The sequence below is a fragment of the Myxococcus sp. CA040A genome, assembly GCF_013336725.1.
In the GTDB taxonomy this organism is placed as follows: Bacteria; Myxococcota; Myxococcia; order Myxococcales; family Myxococcaceae; genus Myxococcus; species Myxococcus llanfairpwllgwyngyllgogerychwyrndrobwllllantysiliogogogochensis.
In genome coordinates, this window is record NZ_JABUMR010000028.1 from 1 (window position 1) to 6,475 (window position 6,475).

4 protein-coding genes are annotated in these 6,475 nt (G+C 65.2%); 3 read left to right on the forward strand and 1 reads right to left on the reverse strand.

Annotated elements, in window-relative coordinates; all coding sequences use genetic code 11:
• The first annotated feature begins 4,173 nt into the window (after positions 1-4,173).
• Positions 4,174-4,350 carry a hypothetical protein gene (locus tag HUA75_RS45900; protein WP_174490120.1) on the forward strand — a complete coding sequence of 59 codons (177 nt, stop codon included), beginning with the start codon at positions 4,174-4,176 and terminating at the stop codon, positions 4,348-4,350.
• A 266-nt stretch (positions 4,351-4,616) separates the two neighbouring features.
• Here the strand turns inward: HUA75_RS45900 and HUA75_RS45905 are convergent, their stop codons facing one another.
• Complete coding sequence (locus tag HUA75_RS45905; protein WP_141649460.1) at positions 4,617-5,003, reverse strand: hypothetical protein; 387 nt, start codon at positions 5,001-5,003, stop codon at positions 4,617-4,619.
• Positions 5,004-5,126: 123 nt separating this feature from the next.
• On the opposite strand from HUA75_RS45905, the gene HUA75_RS45910 reads away from it, so the two are divergent.
• Together HUA75_RS45910 and HUA75_RS45915 are read left to right on the forward strand one after the other, a co-directional pair.
• Positions 5,127-5,921, forward strand: a complete 795-nt coding sequence (locus tag HUA75_RS45910) for a helix-turn-helix domain-containing protein (RefSeq protein ID WP_174464415.1) — start codon at positions 5,127-5,129, stop codon at positions 5,919-5,921.
• Positions 5,875-6,279: a zinc-binding dehydrogenase gene (locus HUA75_RS45915; RefSeq protein WP_174490121.1), complete on the forward strand. Its 405-nt coding sequence runs from the start codon at positions 5,875-5,877 to the stop codon at positions 6,277-6,279. Before HUA75_RS45910 ends, HUA75_RS45915 begins: the two co-directional genes overlap by 47 nt.
• Positions 6,280-6,475: the final 196 nt, after the last annotated feature.

A 6,475-nucleotide genomic window follows, 5' to 3' on the forward strand; every position in this document is an offset into this window, starting at 1 on the left:
TGTTTCATCCGCGACTTCCTGCTACCTTGCTGCCGCCTTCTACTTCTTTCCGGCGTCAGCGGGGCGCCTCTTCTATTTCATCTTCGCGCTCCCTGTCAACCACCCAGTTTCGCTTTTCTTCTTTGCTACTTCCCGAAGTCCTCAGCGCCGCCCAGTGGCTTCCGCTGTTTCTTTCGGGAGGGCGCGGCTTCTATCTCTCCGCCGCATCCCGTGTCAACCGTTGCTTCGTTGACTCCTCGCCGCTTCCGCCCTGCTGCTGCCCGGGCTTCTTCGTCGGGGCGCGGCTTCTACCACCGCCGCATCTTCTGTCAACTCGCTTCGTTGACCGCTGTATTCCGTGCTGTCGGTACATCCTCACTACGGAGTGATCCGCACCAGTGCGCGGGCTTCGTTGCGAGGGGGGCGGCTTGTACCATCGGGATTCGGCGAACACCAGCGTTCTGATCGCAGGGCGTCGGATTTTTTCGGCCTGGGTCAGTGACCTCCCGGATCTGGCTCCAGCGCACGTGCGCATCGGCCATCAACGAAGGGCCGCTCCCATCTCCCGCCCGAGCGGTGGCCCATCGACGACCGCCGCTGCGGGCACCGAAGGCGCCCTGTGAACAGCACACCCTCCTGTAGCGCCTGGCAGGCCACTCGCTGGGCGGCCCATGGACAGGGCGAGTCCGCGCGCCCTCGTCCCAGGTTCGTTCACCGGGACGCCAGGCGCCTTCCGCGGTTGGCAGCGCGGGAGAGATTCGCGGTGCTCGATCAATCGGAGCGGCAGGCCTGGGCGGTCTGAAGCCCACCCTACCGAGGAGTTGTGCGAGTGCGCCCAGATGAGGTGGCTCGGTTTCTCCCTGCCTGAGCGTCGCCCTTCACCTGCGACGGGAGCACTGCGGCCCTGGCTTCGCCCACTCGACGTCTATTCGCACCGTAGGGCCTCCGAATCGCCCATTCGACGGCGGCGGACTTGCTACGCGCTTCGGGAAAGGTTGCCAGGGAGGCCCTCCGCAAGAACAACGTGCATGAGTTCCTTCAACGCCCTGACGAGTCTCCGAGGAGGCAGCACTCGCCAGGGTGCTACTGAACCTGGTCCGACGTTCATGGACGGGGATTCACCAACGGAACGAGCCCTCAGGCAGTTTCCCGTCACGGACGGCTTCCCCTGACGGTTCGTCGCCGAGCGCTTCGCCATGGGCGCGATATGCGGCCCGCCGTTGAGAGCAGAGCCGGAGCTCGCGTGACGCTCTACGCAGGAGCGGGTGGCTCGACACCGACACGCTGAGCACGACGCCATCTCGGTCCAGGGGTGATCCCTGAGACCGTTCTCCGGGCATGCGGCCAGTGACCTCTCCGGCTTGCACTCGGGCTTCAGCGAGCCCGCGCGTGGTGAACAACCGACGCCACAGCCCGCTCTGCGCGACCCGGTACGAACAGCTGACCCGGATAGAACAACGGGTACTCCAATCCAGGGCGCCCACTCCTGAACGAGGCCTTCGCCAGCGTAAAAGATGAGATGCCCCTACGACTCAGAGCACTCGAATGGTGGGGGTCCTTACGAAGAGGATGCCTGTCGCTCTGATGCGCCATCCCCGGAGTCCCCGAGTCTCTCGGGGAGGCGACGCACCTGTCACGGGCGACAGGGTCTTCTGCCTCCCCTTCTCGGGGGACGACTCCTTCGAGCTCCACCAAGAACCCGCTGTCCTCTTGGAGGACCGTGTGGCTTCGCGGCGGCATCCCTCGTGCTGCTGATCCTCTTCGTCAGGGTGACTACATCGCCACGCCGACGGGGGCGCTTGTTCGCGGAGCCCAAGTCGCGAAAGGAGCCTGTCCACTCACGCGAGCTCTCGCCAGCGCGACGGACCGGCGGACCAAGAGGTTACGAGCGTCTTCACCCGGCAAGCCGAAGCAGCTCGGGCCAGATTGCACGACACGAGTTCGGACGCGGCACAAGAAGCTTCGAAATAAGTGCCCACCTCTCCAGCACCCACGCGGGGCGCTTACTGGTGGCCTGACTATTGGGCCACGGGTCGTGCTTGGTGCCACAGGAGTTCCCGCGGCCACACCGGTCCATCCATCAAGCAATCGTGGTTGCAGTCCAGTGGGTCGGAGAACCCCAGGCAACCACCTCTTTTCCATCAGAATGCGGAGGACAACGGACCGCCTGCTCGGGACAGCAGTCCTTGGTCCGGGGCTTCGAGACCCTGTTGCCCATTGTGACGGCTCCGAAGACTGACCGGCGACACTCGTCCCTCCCTCAACCCGCATCCCGCCCATGGGAATGGTGCTGAATGCCACCGTATCGCTCCTGACCCAGGCCTCTCTCACAAGCCGCAGCTCGGGTCGGTCGACAGAGTTGCTGGTGGTCTCTCCATGAGACATGGAGACCTCGCAAGGGACGACCTCAGCTTCGGGAACTCGATCGGCATCCCTGTACGCGACGACCATCGGCGCGCTCTGGACGCCAACCTCATCCATGCTTGAGTCTCGGATGGCGATGACCTGAGGCTGGTCAGCCGCATCGTGCCCCCCTTTACCCTGCTCTTGACGTCGACGTGACACGGCCACACCTGGCCGCCGCCAGGGCACCCCTCAAGCCGAAACATAGTCACTCCAAAAACATGAATACACGGCTATGAATTTGCCTCGGGCGAAGCGCACTGCTTTGTGCGCGCGTCATCCGGCCCTCAAGCATGGGGGTTGCCATCTCGATGGCGCCACCCCACGTCGCTCGCTCAATTGAAGCCTCACGGCACGAAGCCCTCGGAGCCGCGCTGTGTATTCGGACATGGAGGCACGCTCGTCCGAGGACAGCCCCGCTAAGAAGCTATCGAGGCGAGCGGCTCGCGTGTCGGCGGGCGCAACCAACGTCACGGTCGACCAGGATGTCATCGTGGACGGGAGGACCTGCTGCGGCTGCGGGGCGCCCTCTCGCGTCTTCCCTGCAACGGGGACTGGTAGCTCACAGGCCGAATGAAGGCGGAGACTCTGTCGCGGCGGTCGTGGCTCACCCCAGAGACCGAGCGAGGCGCAAATCACCTGGGAGACCTCACCGAGTGGTCCGCCAACGGGTCCATGGGCGTGGTGTGACGGACCGGGGTAATGGCGCTCAGGAGGGTCTTCACCGAAGTTGTGCGCAGCGCGGGCGGCCAAGCGGATCGCGAATCGGGGCAGCGCGCGGATCCTGGCACTGGAAAGACGGTTGGAAATGCGAGGCTGGCGAGAGGGATGCGAGCCTGCCCAGCCAGTCCTCCAATGCATCCTCATGAGTCCACGAGCACCGCCACAGCGGTGCTCCCTGGGCCCCGCGAGATGAGCTACCGGGGAGGCGACACATGACTGGCTGAGAGAGTTGGTGCGGCTCTGCACCCCGTAGCGAAGGGTGCGAGCCAAGTAGCCCGGCTATTGGGCATGGGGCCAAATAGGGCGAGGGCGCATCGCGGGCTCTCGTGGCGGTCCGGCGTACTGGTGGTCCCGCTGACGAGGTACCTCCGCACGAAGCGCTCAAGGCGGTGGTGCAGGCGCACCTGCCGTCGAAGGTGTCACCGAGGCAGCCATCCTCGCCGGTGTCCTGGACAGGGTCGAGTGGAGGCGCTGCTCTCGTCCAAGGCCTGTGGCTTCAGCATCCACCGCGGGCTTCACTGGAGGTAGGCGGCTTCGAGGCGAGCACCTTCGGCCATGAAGCAAGGCTCGGGGCGCACGCGTACGGAGCGAGGACATGGCCGTCCCCGGCCAGGAGAGGTGGCGCAGGCGGATTTCGATGATGTCGGCAAGCTGATGAATTGATTCCCATGCGCGAGAAGCTGCGCCTGGCCGGCGTCCCTCAATCCCCGCAACTGCGCACCCAGTGGGCTGTAGACGACCCCCTCCCCCACTCCGATTTCCTCTCCGAGTTGCCGAGCGACACGGTGGATCGTCTCGACTCCGAGCAACTGTCCCAGCTCGTGCGTCGCACCTCCTGCGAGGAGGCCAACTTCAACCCTTCTGGAGCCAGGCATGTGTGGCGTCCTGGAGCGCCACGACAAAGTGCTCATCGTCGGCCCCCACCACTGAGAACGTCCCACCTGACACAGGGCCTCGGTCACGGTGAGTGCCGCGCCGGCTCTACAGTACCCTCTACGTCGGCACCGGCGAGTTGCTCAGGCAGCCGGGGCGCACGGGTCGCATGGGCAGCTATGGAGAAGCGCCCGCTTGCGCTTCACCTCGCCAGACCTGCCCATCATCGATGACCTCGTCCTTCGCGGACTGACCCAGGATGAGCCGGTGGACCTCTACGAGGTCATCCGCCAGTGGTACGAGCTCAAGAGCATGGTCAACCTCCAACCGAGAAAATTGGAGAGCGAGCTCGGCGTTTCAGGGACCCGCTGATGGCCGGTTCCGCCAGGGACCAACCGACCCGCTCCACCACATCTCGGTCCTCGTCATGGGAAGACGACAGCTACCCCCCCCTGTCCGGCGCCAGAAGCCCACTGCCGCGACAGGGAGGACCCGCTTTGGGCCACTCACCTCGTCAACACCACGAGCTCGAACAACGGCCCGCTGACGAACACACCTGGGAGCTCCGCTTGGCCACCCATCGAGCACTCCAAGACCCAGGTCCTCCGCCAGGAATGCCCTTCCATTGAGCCTTCGGCTCACCTGCGAGCAAGGTGGGGGCGGGCCACAGGCCCGAGCTTGAGCGCGAAGACACCGAGCACAGTCACGGCCTGTCCTATCAGGAGCACGATGCCCACAAGCGTCATGCTGGAACCGTGAGCGACCAGGAGCGCCACGCTCCCCATCACCCACAAGCCATCCACCGTGAGGTGCACCAGCGCGGCCAGGAGGGGAACAGACGGCTGGCCGGAGACCCAGGCATTGAAACCAGCCCACGGCACGAGAAACAACCCCACGCCGAACAGGAAGGCGGGTGGCAACGACCAGCCTGCGAGCGTGGTGAGGGGCGTCGCCACAACCAGGAGGGCACTCCCCATGGTGATGGCGGCAATGGCATCGAAGCGATAGACGAGGCGGTCTGTCATGAGGAAGCTTTCCGGTGACGAGAGAGCCTGAAGATTCGATTTTGCCCAGCCATCTCGCAATGACCTCGGAGGGAAGTGCGTCGGCGGGCATGAATCGACTAGAGCCACGAAAGGGGCCTTTTGATGCGCGATATCGACGACGTGCCGGCGAGGGGCCACCGGAAGAACGGCCCGGGAACCACCAGCGAACTGGGTACGCTGCTGAAAGACTGGCGTGCGTTGCGAGGCAAAAGCCAGCTTGGGCTGGCGCTCGACGCCGAGGTCTCTCCTCGACACCTGGCATTCATCGAGTCAGGCCGGACGACCCCCAGCCAGTACATGGTCATGCGATTGGCTGGAGCATTGATGCTGGGCTTGCGAGAGCGCAACGCCCTGCTTGTCGCGGCGGGCTTCGCGCCTGAGTTTGGCGAGAGTGATTGGAACAGTGAGGAGATGAAGGAGATCCGCCAGGCCGCGGCGATGATTCTCAGAACGCACGACCCCTATCCCGCCCTCGTGCTCGATGCGGCATCGACGGTGCTCGACGCCAACACCGGCGCACTCACGCTGATGGGCCAGGGACGAGACGCGCTCGGGAGAATCAACCTGATGGACCTGGTCTTTTCCCCAGGTCGCGTGCGAGCGGCGATTGGGAACTGGCCCGAGGTCGCTGGCTTCCTGCTCAGTCGGCTCAGGGAGAATGCACGGCTGCGCGGTCCCCGCTCCGAGGTCGCACGCGTATTGGAGAGAGTACTCACCTGCCCGGAAGCCCGTGCGCTACCAGCAACAATGCCTGGCGGTGCTGGATCCGTCCTGGTTCCGCTGACCTTCGAGGTCGACGGAGTCACCACCCAGTGGTTCACAACGGTCACGACCTTTGGCGCGCCCCTCCATGCGTTGGCGGAGGAGATCACCATCGAGCAGTTCTACCCACGCTGAGGCAAAAAGCCTGATCGATGGCAGGGGCTCGACAGCGAATCGCGCTGTCTCGTCAACGAGAGAGCCCCTGGCGGCCTTCGGGCACCTGGTGGCGTACGGGAGCGCGAGCGGCCCCCCGGCGGCGGTGGAGGTAGAAACGCTGTACGCGAAGTCGCTGAAAGTCAGCGCGTACTGGCTGCGTACACCGCACCCGGCCGCGCTGCAGCGGCGAGCGCGCGAGGCGCTGGGAAGCGCACTGGCGGGAGGGCAGCTGCGCGTGAAGCTGGGGCTGGTGGTGGGGTTGGAGGAAGCCGCGCAAGCCCACCAGCGACTGGAGTCGCGCGCGACGGTGGGCAAGGTGGTGCTGCGAGTGCCCTGAAGCCGCCGCGTGCCGTCAGGCCTCGAGGGTGGCTGCAGGCCGCAAGCCCGCGGACGCCCTGGTGGCCGAAGCGGGCACGGGGCCTCTTCACGGCGTCGGAAACTCCAGACGCACAAAAGCGAAAAGCCCCCGTCGCACGAGGCGACGAGGGCTTCTCTCAAAAAGAATCCGGCAGCGACCTACTCTCCCACGCGGT

Bases quoted from the DNA above. Each gene is read 5' to 3' on its own strand.
- HUA75_RS45905 (WP_141649460.1), bottom strand. From the start codon at position 5,003: ATGACAGACCGCCTCGTCTATCGCTTCGATGCCATTGCCGCCATCACC.
- HUA75_RS45910 (WP_174464415.1), top strand. From the start codon at position 5,127: ATGCGCGATATCGACGACGTGCCGGCGAGGGGCCACCGGAAGAACGGC.
- HUA75_RS45915 (WP_174490121.1), top strand. From the start codon at position 5,875: ATGCGTTGGCGGAGGAGATCACCATCGAGCAGTTCTACCCACGCTGAG.